The sequence below is a fragment of the Levilactobacillus fuyuanensis genome (assembly GCF_003946395.1).
Taxonomy (GTDB): Bacteria; Bacillota; Bacilli; order Lactobacillales; family Lactobacillaceae; genus Levilactobacillus; species Levilactobacillus fuyuanensis.
The window spans coordinates 112,769-135,435 of sequence record NZ_RHNZ01000008.1; the positions used below are offsets into that span (position 1 = coordinate 112,769).

A 22,667-nucleotide genomic window follows, 5' to 3' on the forward strand; every position below is an offset into this window, starting at 1 on the left:
GTCAAAAACAATCATACATATATTTGCAACGTCCATTGTCCATAATAAGTTAGGAGTTATTTCAAGATGTTGAAACAATCCCGCTTCATTAGTCACGAACGTTATCGGCGGATTCTCATTGCCGCCATCTGCATCGCCTTAGCCTCACAAGTCAACTTTACCGCCTACACGCCGGGGTTTATCCTGACGTTATCCGCCCTGCTCCTACCAATCTTTCTCTACTTTAACGGCGACCTGAATCCGATTCACCTAACGTTCGCCATCGCCGGAGCCTCCCCCATCTTCCGGGGAATCCTATTGTTCATCGGCAACGATGTCAGCCGTACCGATAATCTGCGTTACGTTGCGGCCGACATGGTCTTCTACGTCTGTTACGGCGTGCTTTATTATTGGTTGTACTGGCGTAAGGGCCAGCGAAACAACAGCTCTTTTCTACTGACGATCATCGTCTGCGACTACCTCGCCAACTTGCTGGAAGTCAGCATCTTAACTGGGTTCACCGATTACCACTACCGACTGTTTCAGTTGCTATTTGTCACCGCCCTCCTGCGCAGTCTACTCAGCTGCTGTCTGGCTTTCCTCTACCACCACTTTACCCTGCTCGTCCGCGATGAAGACCATGAGCAGCAGTACTACCACTTCATCTGGGTGGCATCGGTCGTGAAGAGTGAAGTCTACTTCATGCGTAAGAATATTACGGAAATTGAGAATGTCATGAAGAACGCCTACCTCTTGAACAAACAGCTTCAAAACGCCAACGTTACGCCTGAACAACGCGAAATGGCCCTGGACATCGCCCGTGACGTTCACGAAATCAAAAAGGACTATCAAAACGTTATCTGTGGACTGGGCAGTTCCTTTGGCAACGATCAAGCGACCCCCATGCAACTCGCTGATATTCTGCGCGTGACCACCCGCTACATCCGCGAAGCCCTAAAGGACGAGCAACGAGGTGTCGTTATTGATACCCACAGCCACGTCGACATCGTCATCCCCAACCACTACTATGTAGTCTCAATTCTCTCCAACCTGATCTTCAACAGCGCCGACGCCATGCTTGACCAGACCAACGGCTACATTCGCATCACGGTGGCTGACGCCGGACCAAACGTGATCATTACCGTCAGCGACAACGGCTCCGGCATGGACGAAGAGACCCAGGCCATGATCTTCCAGCCGGGATTCAGTACCAAGTTCGATGAGACTACCGGGAACGTTTACCGGGGCATCGGCCTCTCGCATGTTAAAATTATTGTTCAGGAACAGTTTGACGGCGACATTCAGGTTCACTCACAACTCGGCAAAGGAACTAATTTTGAAATTACGCTCAATAAACAGCGACTCGCACAGGAGGTTTCCGCATGAAATTCTACATCGTCGACGACGACCCTGCTATTCCCATGATGCTACGCCGCATTCTCGAACAGGATGCCAACAACAGCGTGATTGGCGTGGCGCCCAACGCCCAGAAGGCCATCGCCGATATCATGATTCAACACGTCGACATCGTCCTAGTTGACCTGTTGATGCCCGGTATGTCCGGGATTGAACTGGTTGAAAAGCTCAAGCACCTCCATCCCGACCTCCGTTTCATCATGATTTCCCAGGTTAAGGATGACGAACTACGGGCTGAGGCCTATCAGGCAGGTATCGAGTTTTTCATCGACAAGCCGATCAACCTGATTGAGGTCAAGACGGTTGTGGAAAAAGTATCTCAAAACATCCAGATGGCCGCTAAACTCAATGCCGTTCAGTCGCTGGTTGGTGGCATGCCCACGGCAACGCCGACCGTGGATCCCCACCAAGCCCAAAAAGCCAAGATTCTATCGATTTTGCGTTTCCTGGGCATCACTTCCGAGGCTGGTTCCGCCGATATTCTGGCCATTACACAGATCATGATTGATCAACAGTTGAGCTTTCGCGAAATTGACTTCAACGTTGCCTACCACATCGACGACCGCGAAAAGAAGATTGTCTTCCAGCGGGTCCGACGCGCCATCAAGACTGGTTTGACCAACCTCGCCCACCTCTGTCTCGATGACATGGGGGACGAGATCGTCGTCGAATACGCCAATACGCTCTACGAATACAAAAACGTTCGCAGCGAGATGCTCTATCTAGAAGGTGAGCGCAGTACTCGTGGGAAAATTTCCCTCAAACGCTTCTTCGATGGCCTGGTGCAGGAGATCTAACACACACTTCATTTCAAATTCAACCACTGACGTCACAGTCTACTTCTTTCAAGTAGCTGTGACGCTTTTTTGTTCCCTAGACGCGCGACAAATCCGAAGCGTATTTTTTCGTTGACAAATGTAAACGATAGCCGTATGCTATTTACATCGATTACGTTTGTAAACTTAAAAGGAAAGACAGGTTTGATCATCATGGATAAATTAATTGTTACGATCGGCGCCATTATTGCGATAAGCTTCATTGCCTGGTGGTTTTTCGGCAAGCACACCACCGCTACCGTCGACGCCGCTGTGGCGCACGATAAGCAAGACGTCGATGTTGCCGTCAGTGGGGGTTACACCCCCAGCACCGTCGTCCTCAAACGCGGGATTCCCGCCCAGATCACTTTTAACCGCAAGGATGCCTCCAGTTGTCTGGAACAGGTCGTCTTCCCCGACTTCGGCATCAACGAATTCTTGCCCAAGGACGAAAATCACGCGATTGCCATCGACACCAGCACCCCTGGCGAATACGAGTACGCTTGCGGGATGAACATGTTCCACGGCAAGGTCATCATCAAGTAATCATCACACAATCCTATTGGAGGTCATCTTATGACAAATACAAATACCACTCAAAACGCCACTGTTATCGTTAACGGCGGCTACCAACCCGACACCGTTGTTCTGAAGCAAGGCGTGCCAGCCACGATCACCTTTAATCGTATCAATGACGCCGGCTGTCTGGATCAGGTTCAGCTCCCAGACTTCGACGTGTTGGCTGATCTCCCACTGAACCAACCACAGGAAATCGTCATCGATACCAGTCAAGCCGGCACCTACAAGTTTGCCTGTGGCATGGACATGTTCCGGGGGAAGGTGGTCATCGAGCCATGAGTATCAAAAACCGTTTCGTCTTCTCGCTGATTCTCTCCCTCCCCATGTTGGTTGAAATGGTGGCAGCCCCCTTCGGCTTCATGCTTCCCGGTGGCGCCTGGACGATGTTTCTCCTCACGACCGGGATCATGGCCGTCTCCGCCCGGCCCTTCATTCAAAGTGCCTGGGCCGCCTTTCGCCACCACCACGCCAACATGGACACGCTAGTCGCCATCGGAACTGCGACGGCCTACCTCTATAGTGTTTACGCGATGCTCACGGGCAGGGCCGTCTTCTACGAGAGCGCGGCGTTCGTGATCACCTTCATCCTCCTCGGCCAATACTTCGAAGAAAAAATGAAGCACTCCGCCTCAGGAGCTGTAGAAAAGCTGATCGGTCTCCAAGCCAAGAGTGCGGCCGTGCTCCGCAACGGTCAGTTCATCCAGGTTCCCTTGAGTGACGTCATGGTCGGTGATACGATTCGCGTCAAACCTGGCGAAAAGGTCGCCGTCGATGGCACCATCGCCGACGGCCACTCGAGTATCGATGAATCCATGGTGACTGGCGAAAGTATGCCCGTGACCAAGCAGGCTGGCGACCACGTCATCGGCGCCACCATCAACGGCACCGGAACCTTTACGTTTACCGCCAGCAAAGTTGGCGACGACACCCTTCTGGCGCAAATCGTTGAGATGGTCAAGAAGGCCCAAACCAGCCACGCACCCATTCAAAAGACCGTGGACCGGGTCGCCGACATTTTCGTCCCCACCGTCCTAATTGTGGCCATCCTCACCTTTACCGTCTGGTATGTCGTATTGGGTGCCAGCCTCGTCAACGCCATGTTATTCGCCGTTTCAGTTATCATCATCGCCTGTCCCTGTGCACTGGGAATCGCCACGCCAACAGCGTTGATGGTCGGTACCGGCCGTAGTGCCAAGATGGGGATCCTCATCAAAAACGGTGAGGTTCTTGAGGCGGCCAACAAGATCAAGACGGTCGTGTTCGACAAGACCGGAACGATCACTGAGGGACATCCTCAAGTCACCGACATCGTGGGTGGACCCGAAGTCCTTCAAGTGGCCGCCAATCTGGAGGTTGCTTCCGAGCATCCCCTAGCGACCGCCGTGCTGGATAAGGCCAGTAGTGCCGGTCTCACCCCCGTTGCCGCAACTGATTTCCAAGCCATTCAAGGTAAGGGTGTGCAGGCCACGGTCGCTGGCCAAGCTGCCTTCATCGGTAACGAGAAGCTCCTCGACCACTACACCCTCACACCAGAACTGACGCAGCAAATGACGCAACTGCAAAATGCCGCCAAGACGGTCGTCATCGTTGGCCGTGCCGACCAAGTCATCGGCCTGATTGCCATTCAAGACGCACCCAAAGTCAGTTCAGCCGGTGCCATCGCGGCGCTCAAGACACGCGGTCTGCGGACCGTGATGCTGACCGGAGACAACGACCGGGTAGCCCGAGCTATCGCGGATCAAGTCGGTATCGATGAAGTCATCGCCAACGTCCTGCCTGGTGACAAGGCATCGGCCATCACACGGTTGCAGGCCGATGGTCCCGTAGCCTTTGCGGGCGATGGGATCAACGACGCACCAGCCCTGACGACCGCCGACGTCGGCATCGCCATGGGTTCCGGCACCGATATCGCTATCGAAGCCGGGGGCATCGTCCTGGTCAAAAACGACCTGCAGGATGTGGTCCGCGCCCTCGAACTCAGCCAAAAGACTTTCAGCCGAATCAAGTTGAACCTCTTCTGGGCGTTCATCTACAACACGCTGGGAATTCCCGTGGCAGCCGGACTCTTCGCGGCACTCGGACTCATTCTCAGCCCGGAGATTGCCGGCCTCGGCATGGCACTCAGCTCACTTTCCGTGGTCGCCAGCTCGCTGCTCTTGAACAAGTCTAAGCTCACGTCCACCGTTACGCCGACCACCAAAGTCGCCTAAGGAGGGCCAACCATGACTGAAAAATTCTGGCAAAAGGACACCTGGACCACCATCGCAGTTGCGTTAGTTTACGTGATTGCGGCGATCGGGATCGGTTCCTTAATCGCCCATTAATTTAAACAAAAATCGTGTTGCCTAGCGGGTAAAAACTATCCGGTAAGCAACACGATTTTTTTCATGTTTAGAAATTATTGGGTCGTTTCTCAGTCTAAATGGTGTGCCTAATTGACTGACAATTGTTAGTCAGCCGCCCCCAACGCCTGCACAATGGCGTCTTCAATACTCTCTGGCTTGGTAATTGGTGCATAGCGGTCGATCAACTGACCATCCCGCCCAACCAAGAATTTAGTGAAGTTCCACTTGATCCGACCGTGACCGGCCGTGGCTTTCAGGTAAGTAAACAATGGATCTTCGTTCTCACCATTCACGCGTACTTGCTTGGTCATGGGAAAGGTCACGCCATAATGTAGCTGGCAGAAGTCACTCGTCGCTTCGTCGGAGTCCAGTTCCTGGTGAAACTGATTCGACGGTAATCCCAGGACTTCTAGGCCCTGATCATGGTACCGTTTGTACAATGCTTCGATTCCCTCTAGCTGCGGTGCCAGGCCACACTTGCTGGCCGTATTTACGATTAAGACAACCTTTCCCTGATAATCAGTAAAGTCGATTGTTTGACCACTCATTTCAGTTTCGGAAAAATCATAAATCGTTGCCATTCGAAAACTTCCCTTCTTGAAACGATTGTGCATAATCTAATTATACACTAATTAGTTTCGAAGGGCTGCTATTCTGCCGCAGGATAGACTGTCGCAAAGCTGCCATTCCAGATGCTTTCATGGTGCTTGCAGATTACGGTCGCACTGAGTTCCGGTGTATCGAAGGTGGTACTCATGCCAGCCATCGTAATCATGTCGAAGCCGCGGTCGTGGCCGACCCGAAACGCCGTATCCACGCAGTATTCCGTCTGCAGGCCACAGACTTCCACGCTTTCAGTCAGAGTGTGGTGCAAGCGATCCGCCAGACCAGTCTCGTAGAAGGCATCCGTATGATACTTCAGAAAGACGGTATCATCGGCCTGTCGATGCAGGCGCGCATCGAGGCGCCAGGCATCGCTACCGTAAGCCATTTCATCATCGGTGTGTTGCATGAAGATGACCGGTCGCTCTTCGTCGTGGTATATATCGAGACGCTCGTTGATACGATCCACCAGCGCGGCGTATCCCGCGGCCTGGCTCAGTCCGTTCTGAACATCGATTACTAATAGTACATCTGCTTGTGGCATGGTTGTCATCCTTTCAGTACTTAGTTGTTTTGAGTGTAGCACGATCCTCTTAAGATTACCCCTTATACTTATTACTAATGTAAAAATCGCCGTTTCAGTCTCATCTCTTTTTCGAAATCATCAAAAAAATCGTCTGCACCCGGTTAAGGCATGCAGACGATAGTGATTCAATACATTAATGATTTTTTGTTTTTATCAATCATGCTTGAAGAAATTCGACTTTTTCACTTTTCTTCCAGTATACTTGAAGAATTCAGAAGTACACTCAGCCTACCGGTAAAACCCAACCGCATCCAGCGTATAGGTCCCGGCCGTCACCGCAATCGTGACATGGTGTTTGACGGCAGACAACCCCAAGAAGACGGCATTCTCCACCTTATCGGCCGCCCGCTGTGGTTCGAAGTTTGGAGCCAACAGGTGACCATCGACCTTGACCGTCAAACGACTAGCTGCGACCTGCTTGCCATATAGCGCAAAGCCGGTCCCGGTGAAGTCAAACGCGACCTGAGTTTCCGCGCCGGCAGTTCCCGTCGACAGAGTTCGGTTCCAAATCGTATTGCCCAACCCACAAACGTGTTGCCAGTCACCACGGTACGTGACCCGCTCATCCAAATCGTCGAGCCGCTGATACTGGACACCATCCGCCACATCGTTCTTCTTGACGACAATCTGGGTAATCTCCGTGTGATAGTAGCCGGTTCCCAGCTTGACGCGCCCGCTGTAGTGCGGATTGTCCGTATCCACAAAGGTCAATACGGTCTGGCCGTCGATGCTCGCCGTCAGCTGATTGCCGCTGACGCCAAAGCTCAGCTGGTGAATCTGCGTCAGGTCCAGACCATCCACGTACCCCAAAGCCACGACACGATCATCTTTCAGCAACTGACAACTGCCATCCGTGGCCACCTTGAAGACGTACGGTGCACTCTCCAGCCGCCCCTTGACGTCCGTCACCTGATACAGGCCGATGCCAAAGTAATTGCCGGTCGGCGAATTCTGCTGGGTCGTGTCGTCGAATTTCACGGAAACCATTACGGTGTAATTGCACCAGCGGTCATCCCCCAGCGTCAGGTTCGGCGCATAGGAATATTCCCAGTCCAGCGCACGTTGCGCCTCGGTGATCTGCTGGCGCAAGACCCCCTGACCATGACGCTGCTCGACTTCAAAGGCCCCACCCTGATCCGTGGTGTAACGCGGTGTGCCGCCCCGAGTCGTCTGGTAATCCACCGCGTAACCGAAGTCATCCTGATAGAAAATATCTTGGCTATCCGCCACGTCCAACAACGTATTGGCCACCGGTGCCGTCTGCCGGGTGTAAAGAACCTCGGGATCAGTCCTCAGATCCAGCGTCGTTGCGGTCACAATACTGTGGGGGCGAACGAGCACCGTCAGCTTGCCGGCCGTAGCCGTGAGTGTTTCCCGTTGTTGTTTCAACCCGCTATCGTAAGCTTGTCCCAGTTCCGGGCCGCGACTCTCCCACACCGTGACTGGCTTACCGACTGCTGGTAAATTGACGAGTGATAGCGTGTATTGCCGTGAATACGCACTATCGTTGACCAAGACTGTCGAAAAGTCCTGTTTATCCGGCGCCACCAGCGTCAGATAACTCGGTGCGTCCGTGTGGCTATCCAGATTCTCCGTCCCACCAACCTGACTGTCGCAGGCACTCGGCAAGTAACGCCAAGGGTTGCTCTCGTGCCACCCGGCTTGGGCGAAGTCCGTGAAGTGCTTCATGACCTGCAGCCCCACGTTGTCGACCTCAAAGTACCCAGACCATGGATGACTCGCCGTGATCAGCTCCTTGTGGCTGTAGTTGACCCCGGGATAGTAGGCCGAAACGGCTGGCTGGAAGATGTAGAAGGTCCGCCGAGAATTCACGTAGCTCTTGATCAGCCGGTTAGCCACATCCAGACCACTCTGTTTGCCGCCAATGCCATCACCGGAGCTGGCCCGTACCCGATATTTACCAAAGGTCATCGGCGCAATGCCCTCGCTGTACCAAACCTCGTGTTGGTGGTCATCGGCCAAGCGTTTGTATTGATTATGAGGTCCATCATCGGTATTGTAGTGATATCCGACTGCCGTAACCTGTTTGAGTAGCTCACGATCATTCAGCATAGTATTACCAAACTCGGTCTCGTAGTTCTGGTCGGCCGCAATCAGCTTGATCTGGTGGTAACGTGCCACAGGAAAGTCCGCCGGAAAATCAGTGTCGTTATGCAACCGATCGGCAAACCATTTGATCCAGCGATACATGGGATGCTTCGTCTCGTTTCTGTCCGGGTCCACGTAATCGAAGAGGTAGCCAAACTGCTGGTATGCCGCCACGATGGTCTGCTTGTAGAGCTGATACATCGGTTCGTAAGCCGCCTCTGGAACGTTATGATCGGGGTCGGCACTCTTGACCGGGGCCCACAATGGCCGCAGGTATCCGGGTTCACCCCATCGTAGCAGACTAGTCTTCAGCTGGGGATTCAACTTTTTGGCATCGGCAATCAGCTGGTAGCCGGCACCCCGTAGGACGTTGGCCGGCTCATCGACACTGCGTTTGGTCGCCGGTTCAGTCCCAGACGACGTGTTCGCATCATCCCCGAGCTCTAGCTTGACCATTGACATTAGGGGGTGCTGTCCCCCGAAGAGAATTTCTAAGATCTGCTGGTAACTCTTGGGCTGTTCCCACTTGTAATCCAGCAGAAGTCGCGACGAGTTGTTGCAGCTCAAGTACCCGAACCCCTTGAAGGTATTGGCATCCTGCGCCGACGCATCCAGCAAATCACCATCAATTGTTACCTGTGTTGTATTCATGTCTGATCACACACTCCAATCTATCAAAGGTGAAGAAATTTAGAAGTTTCAAGTTTAGTAAACGTTTTTCCGAAATTTACGGCTATAATAATTATAAGGAATGGAATACATAGCATATAAATAAATCTAATCGAAGGAGGACTACCCGATGACAACCATCAAGGACGTGGCGAAAAGCGCCGGCGTATCGGCATCTACCGTCTCTCGCATCCTAAATTACGATGCCACCCTCGCCGTCAGCGAAGACACCCGGCGCAAGGTCCTAGAAGTCGCCGAAAAGTTGCAGTACAAGAAGAAGCCCAAGAAGGCCAAGCAGTCCGGAACGAAGATTGCCGTGGTCCAGTGGCACTCCGACAAGGAAGAACTCAACGACCTGTACTACTACCAGATTCAGTACGGCATCGAGACCAAGGCCATGAGTGGCGGCGTTTCGGTCGATACTATCTCATTTAATAATATCGCCAACATCGACCTGACCGGCTACTCCGGCATCATCGCGGTGGGTAAGTATGATGAATCCGAAATCCACCGATTGGCCGGCTACCACAAGCCGCTGGTCTTCATCGGGGAGAACTATCTACTCTACGGCTTCGACAGCGTCCAGAGTGATTTCCTAACGCCCATCAACTGGATCATCAATCACTACCTAGCTGAAGGTATCACTGATATCGGCCTGATTGCCGGTCAAGAGAAAACGCTGACCGAGCACAACGCTGTCTACGATCCCCGCGCCACGACCTATCGCAACCGACTCGTCCACGAGGGTCTCTTCAACCCCGACTTCCTGTTCACGGGCAGTTACGGTCCGGACTCCGGCTACCAATTGATGGAACGCGCCATCACCGAGCTGAAGGAGGACTTACCACACGCTTTCATCATCGGCAGTGACTCCATGGCAATTGGGGCGCTGAAGGCCCTGAAGCAACACGACATCGCCGTCCCAGATCGCGTCAACATCATCAGCTTCAACGACGTGGCAATTGCCAAGTACGCCTACCCGGCGCTGACGACGGTCCACGTCTACACGGAAATCATGGGCGAGCGGGCCTTCGACCTCCTGCAGGAGCAGATCAAGGATGCCAACAAGATCCCGGAATCCGTGGTCATCAGTACCCGCATCATCAAGCGAGACAGTAGCATCTAATACACCGCTACACCGGTTAGCGACCTTCAAAAACAATCCCACAATTAAAATAAAACCGCAGTAAATCCAAGGTTCTCAACACCTGGTTTACTGCGGTTTTTAGCTGTTTAATTGGTCTAAATTGTTTAGAAACCGACATCGCTAAATTTCCACAAAAACCTAGTCAAGGTTTCCTCAACGTGATGAAATCATTGATAACTGACCTCACACAATTTTATAAAATATCCAAGAAAGTCGAATAACTTTGAACTAACACAACGTCAGCCGTGAGGGCGGTGAAAATCAACTCAGCTGTGGGAATTCCCTTAGCGGCTAGGCCGCTTAGGGAATTGGTGCCTTTGAGACTAGTCTCTCAGAGGATCAAAGCAAGCCTAAAGACCGCTCTATGGCTTTAGGCGCCCGCCCTCAGCGTTCCAGTTGATTTTCACCGCCCGGCAAGGCGCAAGGAAGCGTTAGTTCTTAAAGTTATTGTCGATGTCGAGCCAACGATGGCGGAGGTAGAACGCCGCTTCCTTCGGCTGACGGTCCCGCGTGAATAGGCCCTTCTTATTCCCATTGACCCGCATGTTCCCTTCAACCGTTTGAAAATCGGCCAGGTTCCAAGGCTGTTCCCCCCGAATGAAGTCATAAGAATCGAAGACCCGGTTGAACATCTGTAGCAGCTCAATCTGATACTCTTCGCTCCACATCACGGAAGGCAACTTGTGCAGGCCCGGCTGAGTATCGGCGCCATATTCGGAGAACACAACGGGTTTGTCGATATCCGAGGCTGCCCACTTGTCGAGTTCCTCACGCAGACCGGCTTCGCCATCGGAAATTTCGTAGCCCCACTTGTGGTACCAACCAGGATAACGGTTCAACAGGTAGAAGTCAGGGAACTGCTTGCAATAAGAGGTGTCGAAGGTGTCATCTTCATTCAACGTAAAGGTCCGTGGCCGTTGATCAGGGTCCAAGGCCTTGGTGGCCGCAAACATCTTCTCAAAGTACGGCACAGCAGACTTGCTGGACGTATCGGGCTCATTGAAGAGGCTCCAGGCCAAGACACTCGGGTGATTCTTATCCCGGTGGATCATGTCGGTTACTTGATCGAGATGCTTCTTGTAAAGCTCCTCAGTCCAGTCACCGTCAAAGAAGGACTGGTCGAGGCCCCCGAGGAAACTGGCCGCCGCCATCTTAAACCCAACGGCGGGCACCTCATCGATGATCAGGAAGCCTTCGCGGTCGGCAAAGCGGTAAACCTCTTCGTCGTAAGGATAATGCGACGTCCGGAAGGAGTTGGCTCCCATCCATTTCATCAGCTCGAAGTCGCGCTTTTCCACGTTAAGATCGAAGGCACGACCGGCATAGATGCTGTCTTCGTGCCGCCCGAAGCCTTTGAGGTAAACGGGTTGACCGTTGACTTCGATCTGGTGTCCAGCAATGGTGATTGTCCGAATCCCAATCTCATCGCTGTATTCATCGATTAAGTTGTCGTTGGCCGTGACTTGAATCGTCAGCGTATAGAGGTGGGCGTCGCGCACGTTCCATAACTGTGGGTGCTGCACGACGAGGTCCCCGGTTCGGCCATTACTAGTAGCCACAATTTGGTCGTCCTTATCACGCAATGTGACGCTCACGCTACCGACGGATTGACTGGTCGTCACGGTGTAATGAACCGTGGCCAAGTCATCCCCCAGCGTAGAAACGGCGGTGTAGTCCACCACGTGATTCTCCGGTGTAGCGACGAGATGGACGCTACGATTCAGGCCGGAGTAATTGTAAAAGTCAAAGAACGGCTTCACCATTTTCTTCCCGTTCTTCAAGACAGCTGTATCACCAGCTGGCAAGGCATCGCGGTGCAACTCGTTGTTCATCTCGAGCACAACTAAGTTTTCCTCGTCAAATTTCACGGCACTGGTAATGTCGGCGAGAAACGGCAGAAAGCCACCCTCGTGACTACGGATCTCCTGACCGTTGACGTAGACCGTAGCGCGATGCGTAGCGGCACCGAACCGCAGGCCAATCAGCTTACCGCGCAGTGAGCCGGGGACAAAGACCCGCTTGGCATACCAGAAATCGCCAGTGTATTCACGAGAATCCTTGTCCGTAAAGAAGTCGTTGAAGCTGGCCGGAACGGGCATCTTGATTGGATCGGGTAATTTTGCGGTCCAATTGTCAGCCAGTCCCTGGCTTTCACGGTCAAACTCGAAGTCCCAGAGACCATCTAGCTTCTGGTCAAAGCGGCATTTATTGGTAAGTGGATAGAGTAACTCTTGCTCCATAATGTCTGATTCCTCCAGATTCTATTTAAATTCATCCAGGGTGACCTTGGTGGTCTGCCCATTCAATGTCATTTCAACGCGGTTCCCGACCAACGCAATGGTTGGCATCGCAATCTCACCATTAGCATCCAGGCTCTCCAACTCGCGGTCCCCCAGATAAAGGGAAACCAAGGTGTACTTTCCAGGCTTCAAGATCCCGGTCTGTAGCGGAATCTTCGTCTTAGGGAAGTAGATGTTGGTGTTGGGTTCCGGCACGGACAGTTCCACCTTTAAGTTATCTGACAGGCCAACTAACCCGGTGATGCCGACCCGCGTCTGATAGAAGACGGCATTCTTGGCTTTGACCGCCACCTCGTGTTCGCGAGGATCGCCGCTATCGGGACCGGCGAAGCTTCCTTCAGCCACGTGTAATTCCCGCGCGGTATCAATCTGGTGAATCCGCACGTGCCATGGCATATCTGGAATCACGTAATTCTTAATATCCACGTCATCCCATGGTTGCCAGTCGGAGTAAACGTAATCGTCATGGATCTGGTAGTCCGAATACTTGAAGGCCGTCCGCCAGAAATTCTCGGATTCGGAGACCGCCAGTGTGTTGTCGAAGGCCCCTTGCTTGAGTAATACGGAACCCTTAGGCGTACTGAATCCAAACGATGAGGAGTACACGTACTTTTCGTATTTGGCAGCACCGGCAGCGTGTTCGTGGGAATGTTGACCGGCAGTAAAGGACTGGACTTCCATCCCGGTCTTACTGTGAGCGACCAACATCCGTGGCTCTGGCTGCTTCTTGAGGGGTTCGAACTTAAAGTCGTCACTTTCCGGCGTCGTCCAGAATGGATCGTCATCGGGAAGTGCGTAGAAGATAAAGGTCTTGAGCGCCCAGTAGGCCGAAGCGGGACCGTTGTAGCCTTCCGCGAAGACCATGTTCGGATAGGCGTAGCCGATAGGAATCAGGCCGTCCGTCGTGAAAATATTCTGGTGGAACCACCAGCGTAAGTTATTTAAGAGTAAATGCTTGATGTCACCCAGCGCATACCCCTCTGGTAAGTCAATGTGCGCATACGCTGCAACCGCCCAGAAGGCCGCTTGGGCAAACCGGTAGTCGAGGCTCCGGCCATAAGGTAAGGCCGCCCCATCCGCCGCAAACCAATTGGCATAACTCGGCACGAAGGCCTTGGCACGTTCCCGCAACAAGGTGGCTTCATCCCCCTGCCAGTCGGTCAGGCCAACCGTCAGTAAGGTGAAAAACTGGTAAGCAAACGGAATGTAATTGTCGATTTGATTCTTATACCCATCGTAGGACCAGCCGTGGTCAAGGTAGTGGGTATTGGTGATGGCGTAATCGTCGGCAACCAACTGTGAATGGTCGGCGTAACCGGAGTCCGTGATAAACTTGTTGACCATGGCCTTGAAAAACAGCCAGTTGGTCTTCGGCACGACCTTGTCATTGACCTGATCCATCCAATCCACGATCTGCTTCTGTTGCGTCGTTGAGAGACTGTCCCAGAAGTTAGGCTTGGTTTCGTATAGAAAGGCCGTCAACGCGCCCATTTCCACGAAGAGTTGATCGTAGTCGCCGAGGTCACCACCCCAGTAACTGTCTGATTCGGGGTCAACACCGGCAAGAATCCCCTGCGTGGTCATTTCAAACCAGTCAGGGTAAGCCTTGACGTTCTCCGCGTTGCTGAAGAAGGGACCGAGGCCCCACAGCAAGCGCATAAAGCCTTCAATTTCAGTCTTATCTTGAAGGTAGACCGCCCCACTATCACTCATGCGGAAGCGACCCTTTTGTTTCTGCTGACTCAGGACGTCCATCGCTGGGTTAAGAATGTCCAACAGTGCCGACTTCACATCCGCCTTACTGCGGAGTGGGTTCGCTTTGATTTGTTCGTTGAATAACTGTCGTTTCAAGTTAAGTCCTCCTTTACTCATCTTTCAGGTAAAAATTTCCGCCTGCGGTTGCCAGAGATTCTGCCGCTGTGGGGATCACCTCCAGCCAAAGTACGGGCTGTCGGCTCGGCTGGCGCCATCTCTGGCCTCCTCCGGCTAATCCTGTTTTCACCCCATAATAATCGCTTAATTCGTATAAAGCTTAGTAAACCGTGGTATCACTAATAATTATCCGTAATGATTAGTACACTTCAATCACTTTTCGAAAAAGGCTCTACGCCGTTAGTGACATAGAGTCTTCCGTACGTTTGCTAATAAACGTCTCTTTTTCCTAACATCATTTAATCTGGCAAAACTACCGAACCCGTTTGATCATGGCAATGGCAATCCCACCGACTAATTCCATGGCAATGGCAAAGATGAAGATGGCACCGTAACCAAAGGCGGCAACGATAGCTGAAGCCACCATGGCACCTAACATCTGGCCTAACGTGTTGGCCAAATTGATCAGCCCTAAGTCTTTCCCGGCAGTGTCAGATGAAGGCAAAACGTCCATGTTCAAGGCACCATCGACAGAGTTGTATAACCCATTCCCGAAGGCAGCGATGACGGCATAAACGAACATTGCCCATGGTTTTTGAACAAACAGTGGAAACAATGCAGCGAAACCTAAGGCAAAGGTGGCAATCACAACTGGTGCCTTAACCCGGTTCAGCTTGTCGGCCAATGGTCCCCCAATCAAGGCGAAGATCACACCGATGATTAACATAATTGAGGAGAAGATGGAAATTGATTTCCCAGCTTCACTCGTTCCTTGACCAATGTAATCGGTGAACAGGAAGAGTAAGAAGGTCGTGACGATGGTTGACCCAACAACCATGAAGAACTTACCCGTCAAAGCTAAATAGAAGTCCCGTGCGTCATGCGTTGGGAAGAAGAAGTACTTCTTTAAAGTGTCCTTGTTGATGGCAACTTTAGGTTCGTCCAAATTGCCCTTTTCTTGAATCAAGAGCAAGTGAATGATGGCCAAGACAACGGTACTGCCGGCCATGAAGTAAATCCCCATCTTAACGTTACCCAAGAATTGAGCCGCTAACAGCGCAAACCCTTGTTGGGCGATGGTAAAACCGACCCCGTAGAAAGTCGAAACAGTTCCCCGCCATTTTGGTGCGACCCGGTCCGATATTTGCGGATATATCGCCGCAGCAATGGCATTTTCGGCCGCAGCCGCGATGATCCAGATCAGGATGATGGCCATGATTGATTTAACATTGGCAATGACGACCAGTGAAATCGCGATGGCAATCGTGCCGACAACGATATAAGGCTTCCGTTTCCCAAAGCGGGTCCGGGTAACATCTGAGAATGCCCCGAATAACAGGTTGGCAATCGCCCCAGTGATGGAAGCGACCGTGGCTAAAATCCCAACGGCCCAAACCTTATGTACAGGGTCCAATTGCGCGAATAATTGCGGGATTAAAACACTTCTAGTGGATCCAATTGGCCCGTACCAGCATAATGGCGCCAAAAACATAGCGGATGAAACCATCCAAGGCAGCTTAGGTTGTTCCTCGTCTTTAACTTTGGCGTTGGTAACGACCCCGACACCAGCCTTGACAGCCTGCTTGTCCGTCTTATCTTCTTTCGACATTATTTCTCACTCCTAAGTATGTATAGATTTTGTAAGGGCTTTCTTTTTCCGTATTTAGTGGGCTCCCTTGAATCGAACATCGGGAGCCTTCTCAGAGTTACTAAATTGCGGAAAGTAAAAGCGCTTACAACTGGATTATAACGCTTTCATTTTGCAAAGTATAGACGTTATTTAGTAAAACATCATGAAGTTTTATGGTTATTTACTAAACATACTATTAGACCGGCTTTCGAGCTACTAAAATTTTTAATTAAAAAAGCAACGGCCGCCACACTAGCACCGCTACTCCCTCATCTCATTCTTCATTGTCATATTATCAGCTTGTGTTGCTAGTTTGGTGAGCTAACTCTTAGTATCAGCACACCTGGCGGATGAAGCCACTACATCTGCAAACAAATAGTTACTAAATAACTCGTCTTACTGATCAGATATTTTCGCATCTTTACGTAACTTCTGCAGGTCCTCAGGCCGTACTGCTAATTTAACTTCGCCTGTTTCTAAATTGACCTCCGCTGTCACTTTGACCGTCTTCATCATGACACTTGTCACGTGACGCACAATTTTCACAGGAAATCCGCCGGCTAAAACCTCATATTGTTGGTGCACTGGTAAGCCCTCCCAGGTCATGTTTGCCCACAGGATAACACACTCTTAGGTTCATCCCCCGGTAGCACGCCTTACAAATATCCTAATACCCATTTAAGACCGGAACCCACCACTCTAGAGCATAAAAAGCACCGGGACGGCTGTTTTCACCATCCCGATGCTTCCTGATTCGCCCAATTAGACTAATGCCAGCACCGCGAAGTTAATCACGAATAGCGCCGAGACAATCCAGATTAAGCCGTGAACCTCTTTAGCCTTGCCTTCGACCGTCTTGACCAGACAGTAGAAGATGAACCCAGCCGCGATTCCGTAGGTAATGTTGTAAGCAAACGCCATGATAAACGACGTCATGAAGGCTGGAATTGCCTCGCCAAAGTCGTGCCACGGAATCTTACTGAAGGAACTCATCATCATGATGCCGACCAGAATCAGTGATGGCGCAATGGCAGCCGTTGGAATGATCGACAGCAGTGGTGAGGCCAATGAACTCAACAGGAACAGGATGGAGACGACCACACTGGTCAACCCGGTTCGGCCACCCGCGCCGATTCCCGCGGAACTTTCTACATAGGTCGTCAGGTTAGATGTCCCGAAGATGGAGCCCACCCCGGTCGCAATAGAATCGGCGAACAACGCCTTATCTAACTTCGACTTGAACCCGGGTTGTGCTTCCAGTTCCAGCTCCCGTTTGCCGGAGAAGATTCCCGTCTGCCGACCGGTTCCAATGAAGGTTCCCAGCGAGTCAAAGGTATCGGAGAGACTGAAGGACAGAATCGTCATCAACACCAGGATCACCCGATTATGCTCGGCAAACAGCGAGCCCATCCCCTCGGACGAGAAGGCTGCCAGGAAAGTCGTGCCCAATTGATGAAAGGATGACCCAATCGAATAGCCACTCGCGAGGTGCAGGTTCGTCACGCCCATGGGAATTCCGATAACCGTTGTCGTTAAGATTCCAATCAGTAAGGCACCCGGCACTTTCCGCACCTTAAAGATCACGGTCACGACCAGACCAATAACGGCCAGAATCAATGCTGGGGAATTGAACACTTCCAGCGCTGGCGTGATACTCCCGTTGGTCACGACTGAACCGATACCGTGCTTGAAGGTCTCCTGTGTAGCGTTAAACGCCTTGCCATTGACTGTCAGGATGCTGCTAGCATCGCTGGTGAACTGCAAGAAGTTTCCGTTCTTCAATCCCACGTAGGCGATGAACGCCCCAATCCCCCCACTGATAGCAAGCTGGAGGTTGACCGGAATGGCGGAAATCAGCATTTTCCGAATCTTAGTCGCCGTAATAATGATGTTAATAATGCCACAGAAGAATACTAACGCTAGGGCCTGTTGCCAAGTAAAGCCCAGCCCCATAACCACGGTGTACGTGAAGAAGGCGTTCAACCCCATCCCCGGTGCCAACGCATACGGCACGTTCGCAAACAATCCCATGACTAAGGTTCCAGCAACGGAAGCGATAATCGTCGCGAGGAAGACCGCCTGTTGCGGCATTCCCGTCTGTCCCAGGATCTGGGGGTTAACGAAGAGAATATATGACATGGCGAAGAAGGTCGTGACCCCCGCACCGATTTCAGTACCAACGGTGGTTCCTGACTCTTTGAGCCTGAAAAACTTATCCACGGTGGATTCCTCCTATAAAATACGAACATTAAATAATAAATAAAAGATAATTGTCAGCTTCTATATGGAGAACTATACCAGATTATGCTGAATAAGCCAAGAAAAACATATGATACACGAACTTAACAGGTTCTGGCACCATTGATGTTGGCACACCACTAACGGCCTTCCCCCCAAAAAAGTAGGCAACTAAAAAACGCCAGCAAGCTGACTGTAATCAACTTGCTGGCGCCTCATTTTAGCATTCAATTTAGATTCTATCCGCTAACCTTCGCCAAAGTTTTCTGAACCTTACGTGGCTTCTCTTGACGACCAATCAATAATAGTCGTAATGTATTTAGGACGGCAATCAGCGTCACACCCACATCGGAGAAGACCGCCCACCACATGGTCGTGATACCAAAGGCGGCCAGTGTCAGGAAGAGAATCTTGATGCCAAGGGCAAACACAATATTTTCCCAAACAATCTGTTTGGTTCGCTTGGCAATCGCAATCGTTCGTGGAATTGCCAGGGGATCATCGTTCATCAGCACCACATCGGCCGACTCAATGGCGGCGTCGGAACCCAACGCGCCCATGGCAATCCCTACATCGGCACTGGCTAAGACTGGCGTATCGTTTAACCCATCACCAACAAACGCCAACTTTTCTTTAGACCCTAATTGGGCTTTCAAAGCTCCCATCTCAGCCACCTTATCCTGTGGTAGTAGCTCCGTTTTAACAGCATCGATGCCAATTTGTTGGCCTACAGCCTGGCCGACCTGGCGATTATCCCCGGTCAACATGACCGTATGTTTCACACCGTCCTGCTTCAGCGCGCGCAGTGCTGGTACCGTGTTTTCCTTAATCGCGTCAGCAACTTCAATGGCCCCTTGGTACTGGCCAGCTAACGCAACGTAGACCATGGTCCCGGTCGTACCTTCTGGTAAATCAGTCATTACGCCAACTTGGCGCATTAGCTTGGCATTCCCCACGTAAAGTGGCTGTCCATCTTGCGTAGCCTTCACACCCAGCCCAACTAGCTCTTCAGCGGCCGACTGATTGTCAGTGCTCAGACCGGCCATCGCCACGATCGACTTGGCAATGGGATGTGGGGAAGCTACTTCGGCAGTCGCTGCCAGCTTAATTAACGCCGGCTTACTGAGCCTGACCGGGGCCACATTGACCACGGCAAATTCGCCGCGCGTCAGCGTTCCCGTCTTATCGAAGGCCACCGTTTTCACCTGATTCAAGGCTTCCAAGTAGTTGCTGCCTTTGATGAGCACCCCACTGCGTGATGCCGCACCTATCCCGCCAAAGTAACTGAGCGGCACGGAGATGACCAGCGCACAGGGACAGGAAATCACTAAGAAGATCAGCGCCCGGTAGAGCCAATCGGCAAAGGGTTGGGCAAAGAACAGCGGTGGTACAATCGCCAATAATGCCGCCATCCCAACGACAGCAGGGGTATAAACCCGTGCAAATTTTGTAATAAAGTTTTCAGTCTTCGTCTTCTTATTAGTGGCATCCTGAACCAACTCAAGAATTTTGGCCACAGTCGAATCCGCGTAAGCTTTCTCGACCTGGAGCTCGATCACGCCATTGCTGACGATGGTCCCACTCAACGCCTGATCACCAGCAGCGACCATCGTTGGCTTCGTTTCACCAGTTAAAGCCTTGGTGTCCAAATAGGTCTCGCCACTCGTGACCGTGCCATCGGCGGGAACCTTTTCCCCTGGCCGCACGATGAGCGTGTCCCCCACTTTGATCTGGTCCGGTGTGATCTGTTGCGTATGACCGTTGACCACTAGGTTTGCGGAGTCCGGCCGAATCTTCAGGAGGGAAGTGATGGACTGCTTGGACTTGCTGACGGCAGAATCCTGGAAGAACTCGCCAATGCGATAGAACAGCATGACCGCAACAGCTTCAGGATACTGCTGAATCGCCAAGGCCCCAACCGTTGCGACCGTCATCAGGAAGGCTTCACCAAAGAGCTTACCATTAAACAAATCCTTCACGGCATCCACGAGGATTGGACCGCCCACGAGCAGGTACGCCAACAGGTATAGCCCAATTGTAACCGCTTTCAATAATGGTAAGAAACTGGCAATGGCGAGGAGCAACATACTCCCTAAGATCGTGGCTAAGTCACGTTTGGTTTCTGCTAATTTTAAATATTCCCGCATCGTACTCGCCTCCTAAAATTTGATATGAACGGTCGCTCATATGTATATGCTCATCATAACATATCTAAAAGGCGTGTCAACTGCTAAAGTGACCAAACTTGCATCAGTCTTTTATGATAAAATGAAAGCTATGGTGACTAATATGGAAAAACAAAATAATCAGCTTCCCACAACTACAGAAATTAAAAAGAGTGTTGACCTCTTTAAAACCTTTGGTGACGCAACCCGCTACCAGATTCTTTCGTTACTCTACCAAGGGAGTCGCACCGTCAGTGAAATTACGGCCGTCATGGACGTGTCGCAATCCGCCATCTCCCATCAGCTCAAGACCTTACGTCAGGCTGGATTGGTTGTCGGCAATCGCGATGGTAAGTTTATCAAATACACCCTCGCCGACGAACATATCTTTGAGATTTTCGAATTGGTTAAGGAACATATTCAAGAATAGTTAAAAAGAGTGGGACAAGAGGCGGTTAGCTGGCGAGCATTAAGGCTGCTAATCGAATAATCCCGAATTTGGATTATTTGGTTAGCAGTTTTAAGCGGAACCGGCTGCCTTTTGGCGCACGTTTCGGCCATATAAGATTGGGTAGCAAAAGGACCTGGAATTTTTCCCAGGTCCTTTTATGTTTAACTTTTGGTTTTCTGATAGACCTGACGTAGCCCCCGGACATCCGCCGGAGACAGGGACATTTTCCCTTGATCCAGCGGATACATGACTGAAGACCGGGCCATGCTGTGGTCAAGCCCTAGCGCGTGGCCTAGTTCGTGAATCGCCACGGAATCCTTAAACGCCAGCGCGTACGTAATATTCAAGCTGGCCGTCGCCTTGTTACGGATAGTCATCCCCCGAAAGCTGACCGTTTCTGTGATCTGCGGGCCGCCACGGCCGAGTTCTACGCTGGTCTGATTTCGGGTAACTTTCTTATGATAGGCGCCGAAAGTAATTTGATTTTCAGTTTGAGCTGCCTTCCCGGCCTTCAGGTGAACGATCCCCGTATGATTATAGACGTGAACTGCGTGGGTAAATGCCTGCCGCTCCTTAGCCGGTACATTCTTGGCAAAGTGATACTTGTAGGTCCGTTTCAGCTTCTGCCCCGCAACGATGGGTTCAATTGGCGTGCCGGTGGCCTGCTTCGTCTGCTTGTGACTGACCTGTTCCACTTTGACGGCAGATTCCGGTTGTTCAGAATGCGCTGACGCCTGGCCACTACCTTGCCGTTTCGTCGGTTGCTGGTGACCGCTAATCCAGCGCGTCACACCTGCTTGTAACTGAGTAACCTCACTGGGCACGTTGGAAAATGGGCCCCAGCCAGTCTTCGCAACGAGCACTACGACTACTAACGCAACGACTATTAGTAATCGCCTAACAACTTTCACACTGATCTCCCTTTCTCAATCCGTAATCTTGTTCGGGTTAAAACGACCCAATTAGTGTGATTTTACCTGGGTGCTGGGTGAATAGCAAGGCTTTCTCGAAACACAGAACAGCCTATCTCAACATTAAAAGTCGTGAATAAGTTGCCACGACCCTGTCGAATTGATTGGGTGCAACGGCCTGGTGAACAGCCGCCTGGTGCGCCGGTACCACTATCTCTTGCACAACTTGGTCAAAGTAGCCGGTAATCAGCCCCGCCACCGTTTGATCACTGCTCAGTAAGAACTCTCGGGTCAACATTGCCGGAATGATCTGCTGATCCTGCAAGACCATCAACTGCGGTAGCAACGTTGCGCTAAAGCACCCCACCGCCTGACCATCCTGGTAAAATTGCTGGAGTCGTTGACTATAATCGTGCCGAACGCGCATAAACTGCTGATAGAGCACCGGATAATCCTGCTTGAGGTCGCGTAAGAAGACGGTCGTCGTCGTTCCCAAGTAGGCAATATTCGCCGTAAAGACCTTAGGCAACGCCGCCGCAAATGCCGTTGGTTCAGCGATGTCCGTGGGAACCCGTAAATCCGCCACAAAATCTAGGTAACGCTGTACCATGGCCGTGATCACGCCATCTTTAGACCCGAAATATTGGTACAGTTTAGCCCGACTGACATGCATGATTTTGGCTAATTCATCGACCTTAATCCCAGCAAACCCATGAACAATCACGTTCTCCTGAACACTCATAATCATCTGTAGCTTGCGTTCTTCCTTATCGATCAATCCCGCCAGTCCCCTCTTTTTTGCCCATCATACCGTATTTCAGGAAATCAGACAAATTATATTATTTAGACGTT

18 protein-coding genes are annotated in these 22,667 nt (G+C 51.5%); 7 read left to right on the top strand and 11 right to left on the bottom strand.

Annotated elements, in window-relative coordinates:
- The first annotated feature begins 66 nt into the window (after nucleotides 1-66).
- The 5 genes from EKM73_RS05995 to EKM73_RS06015 all read left to right on the top strand — a co-directional run bounded on the left by EKM73_RS05995 (nucleotide 67) and on the right by EKM73_RS06015 (nucleotide 4,999).
- Nucleotides 67-1,365, top strand: a complete 1,299-nt coding sequence (locus EKM73_RS05995) for a sensor histidine kinase (RefSeq protein ID WP_125701070.1) — start codon at nucleotides 67-69, stop codon at nucleotides 1,363-1,365.
- Entirely contained in the window at nucleotides 1,362-2,192 is an 831-nt protein-coding gene (locus tag EKM73_RS06000; RefSeq protein ID WP_125701071.1) for a DNA-binding domain-containing protein, read from the top strand. Before EKM73_RS05995 ends, EKM73_RS06000 begins: the two co-directional genes overlap by 4 nt.
- A 192-nt stretch (nucleotides 2,193-2,384) precedes the next feature.
- Entirely contained in the window at nucleotides 2,385-2,756 is a 372-nt protein-coding gene (locus EKM73_RS06005; protein ID WP_125701072.1) for a cupredoxin domain-containing protein, read from the top strand.
- 30 nt (nucleotides 2,757-2,786) lie between these two features.
- Entirely contained in the window at nucleotides 2,787-3,068 is a 282-nt protein-coding gene (locus EKM73_RS06010; RefSeq protein WP_125701073.1) for a cupredoxin domain-containing protein, read from the top strand.
- Nucleotides 3,065-4,999, top strand: a complete 1,935-nt coding sequence (locus EKM73_RS06015) for a copper-translocating P-type ATPase (protein WP_125701074.1) — start codon at nucleotides 3,065-3,067, stop codon at nucleotides 4,997-4,999. Before EKM73_RS06010 ends, EKM73_RS06015 begins: the two co-directional genes overlap by 4 nt.
- A gap of 239 nt (nucleotides 5,000-5,238) precedes the next feature.
- On the opposite strand, the gene EKM73_RS06020 is transcribed toward EKM73_RS06015, so the two are convergent.
- The 3 genes from EKM73_RS06020 to EKM73_RS06030 form a co-directional block, all read right to left on the bottom strand.
- On the bottom strand, nucleotides 5,239-5,715 hold the full coding sequence (locus EKM73_RS06020; protein WP_125701075.1) for a glutathione peroxidase: 477 nt from the start codon (nucleotides 5,713-5,715) through the stop codon (nucleotides 5,239-5,241).
- Between the two features lie 68 nt (nucleotides 5,716-5,783).
- Complete coding sequence (locus EKM73_RS06025; protein WP_125701076.1) at nucleotides 5,784-6,281, bottom strand: isochorismatase family protein; 498 nt, start codon at nucleotides 6,279-6,281, stop codon at nucleotides 5,784-5,786.
- A gap of 270 nt (nucleotides 6,282-6,551) precedes the next feature.
- Nucleotides 6,552-9,083, bottom strand: coding sequence for a glycoside hydrolase family 30 protein (locus tag EKM73_RS06030; protein ID WP_125701077.1), 2,532 nt, complete (start codon nucleotides 9,081-9,083; stop codon nucleotides 6,552-6,554).
- A gap of 148 nt (nucleotides 9,084-9,231) precedes the next feature.
- Here EKM73_RS06030 and EKM73_RS06035 point away from each other — a divergent pair, with 148 nt between their 5' ends.
- Entirely contained in the window at nucleotides 9,232-10,227 is a 996-nt protein-coding gene (locus tag EKM73_RS06035; RefSeq protein WP_125701078.1) for a LacI family DNA-binding transcriptional regulator, read from the top strand.
- 452 nt (nucleotides 10,228-10,679) lie between these two features.
- Here the strand turns inward: EKM73_RS06035 and uidA are convergent, their stop codons facing one another.
- The 6 genes from uidA to EKM73_RS06065 all read right to left on the bottom strand — a co-directional run bounded on the left by uidA (nucleotide 10,680) and on the right by EKM73_RS06065 (nucleotide 20,435).
- The gene (gene uidA, locus EKM73_RS06040) at nucleotides 10,680-12,488 is read right to left on the bottom strand and encodes a beta-glucuronidase (protein ID WP_125701079.1); all 1,809 of its coding nucleotides are present in this window, start codon (nucleotides 12,486-12,488) and stop codon (nucleotides 10,680-10,682) included.
- 21 nt (nucleotides 12,489-12,509) lie between these two features.
- Nucleotides 12,510-14,399 (bottom strand): DUF2264 domain-containing protein, encoded by a 1,890-nt coding sequence (locus EKM73_RS06045; protein ID WP_125701080.1) that lies wholly within the window; start codon nucleotides 14,397-14,399, stop codon nucleotides 12,510-12,512.
- 334 nt (nucleotides 14,400-14,733) lie between these two features.
- A complete protein-coding gene (locus EKM73_RS06050) occupies nucleotides 14,734-16,029 on the bottom strand; it encodes an MFS transporter (protein WP_125701081.1) in 1,296 nt (431 codons plus the stop codon).
- A 417-nt stretch (nucleotides 16,030-16,446) separates the two neighbouring features.
- On the bottom strand, nucleotides 16,447-16,635 hold the full coding sequence (locus EKM73_RS06055; protein WP_125701082.1) for a hypothetical protein: 189 nt from the start codon (nucleotides 16,633-16,635) through the stop codon (nucleotides 16,447-16,449).
- 177 nt (nucleotides 16,636-16,812) lie between these two features.
- Nucleotides 16,813-18,270, bottom strand: a complete 1,458-nt coding sequence (locus tag EKM73_RS06060; protein ID WP_125701083.1) for an NCS2 family permease — start codon at nucleotides 18,268-18,270, stop codon at nucleotides 16,813-16,815.
- A 257-nt stretch (nucleotides 18,271-18,527) separates the two neighbouring features.
- On the bottom strand, nucleotides 18,528-20,435 hold the full coding sequence (locus tag EKM73_RS06065; RefSeq protein WP_125701084.1) for a heavy metal translocating P-type ATPase: 1,908 nt from the start codon (nucleotides 20,433-20,435) through the stop codon (nucleotides 18,528-18,530).
- Nucleotides 20,436-20,577: 142 nt separating this feature from the next.
- On the opposite strand from EKM73_RS06065, the gene EKM73_RS06070 reads away from it, so the two are divergent.
- The gene (locus EKM73_RS06070; protein WP_020089376.1) at nucleotides 20,578-20,883 is read left to right on the top strand and encodes an ArsR/SmtB family transcription factor; all 306 of its coding nucleotides are present in this window, start codon (nucleotides 20,578-20,580) and stop codon (nucleotides 20,881-20,883) included.
- A 182-nt stretch (nucleotides 20,884-21,065) separates the two neighbouring features.
- On the opposite strand, the gene EKM73_RS06075 is transcribed toward EKM73_RS06070, so the two are convergent.
- Both EKM73_RS06075 and EKM73_RS06080 read right to left on the bottom strand, forming a co-directional pair.
- The gene (locus tag EKM73_RS06075) at nucleotides 21,066-21,815 is read right to left on the bottom strand and encodes a matrixin family metalloprotease (RefSeq protein ID WP_164508872.1); all 750 of its coding nucleotides are present in this window, start codon (nucleotides 21,813-21,815) and stop codon (nucleotides 21,066-21,068) included.
- Between the two features lie 112 nt (nucleotides 21,816-21,927).
- Nucleotides 21,928-22,593 carry a TetR/AcrR family transcriptional regulator gene (locus EKM73_RS06080; protein WP_125701086.1) on the bottom strand — a complete coding sequence of 222 codons (666 nt, stop codon included), beginning with the start codon at nucleotides 22,591-22,593 and terminating at the stop codon, nucleotides 21,928-21,930.
- Between the last annotated feature and the right edge of the window lie 74 nt (nucleotides 22,594-22,667).

What these genes read in the sequence shown, in the direction of transcription:
- EKM73_RS06050 (WP_125701081.1), bottom strand. Translation starts at nt 16,029, where the DNA reads ATGTCGAAAGAAGATAAGACGGACAAGCAGGCTGTCAAGGCTGGTGTC.
- EKM73_RS06025 (WP_125701076.1), bottom strand. Translation starts at nt 6,281, where the DNA reads ATGCCACAAGCAGATGTACTATTAGTAATCGATGTTCAGAACGGACTG.
- EKM73_RS06020 (WP_125701075.1), bottom strand. Translation starts at nt 5,715, where the DNA reads ATGGCAACGATTTATGATTTTTCCGAAACTGAAATGAGTGGTCAAACA.
- EKM73_RS06005 (WP_125701072.1), top strand. Translation starts at nt 2,385, where the DNA reads ATGGATAAATTAATTGTTACGATCGGCGCCATTATTGCGATAAGCTTC.
- EKM73_RS06030 (WP_125701077.1), bottom strand. Translation starts at nt 9,083, where the DNA reads ATGAATACAACACAGGTAACAATTGATGGTGATTTGCTGGATGCGTCG.
- uidA (WP_125701079.1), bottom strand. Translation starts at nt 12,488, where the DNA reads ATGGAGCAAGAGTTACTCTATCCACTTACCAATAAATGCCGCTTTGAC.
- EKM73_RS06035 (WP_125701078.1), top strand. Translation starts at nt 9,232, where the DNA reads ATGACAACCATCAAGGACGTGGCGAAAAGCGCCGGCGTATCGGCATCT.
- EKM73_RS06015 (WP_125701074.1), top strand. Translation starts at nt 3,065, where the DNA reads ATGAGTATCAAAAACCGTTTCGTCTTCTCGCTGATTCTCTCCCTCCCC.
- EKM73_RS06000 (WP_125701071.1), top strand. Translation starts at nt 1,362, where the DNA reads ATGAAATTCTACATCGTCGACGACGACCCTGCTATTCCCATGATGCTA.
- EKM73_RS06065 (WP_125701084.1), bottom strand. Translation starts at nt 20,435, where the DNA reads ATGCGGGAATATTTAAAATTAGCAGAAACCAAACGTGACTTAGCCACG.
- EKM73_RS06010 (WP_125701073.1), top strand. Translation starts at nt 2,787, where the DNA reads ATGACAAATACAAATACCACTCAAAACGCCACTGTTATCGTTAACGGC.
- EKM73_RS05995 (WP_125701070.1), top strand. Translation starts at nt 67, where the DNA reads ATGTTGAAACAATCCCGCTTCATTAGTCACGAACGTTATCGGCGGATT.
- EKM73_RS06070 (WP_020089376.1), top strand. Translation starts at nt 20,578, where the DNA reads ATGGAAAAACAAAATAATCAGCTTCCCACAACTACAGAAATTAAAAAG.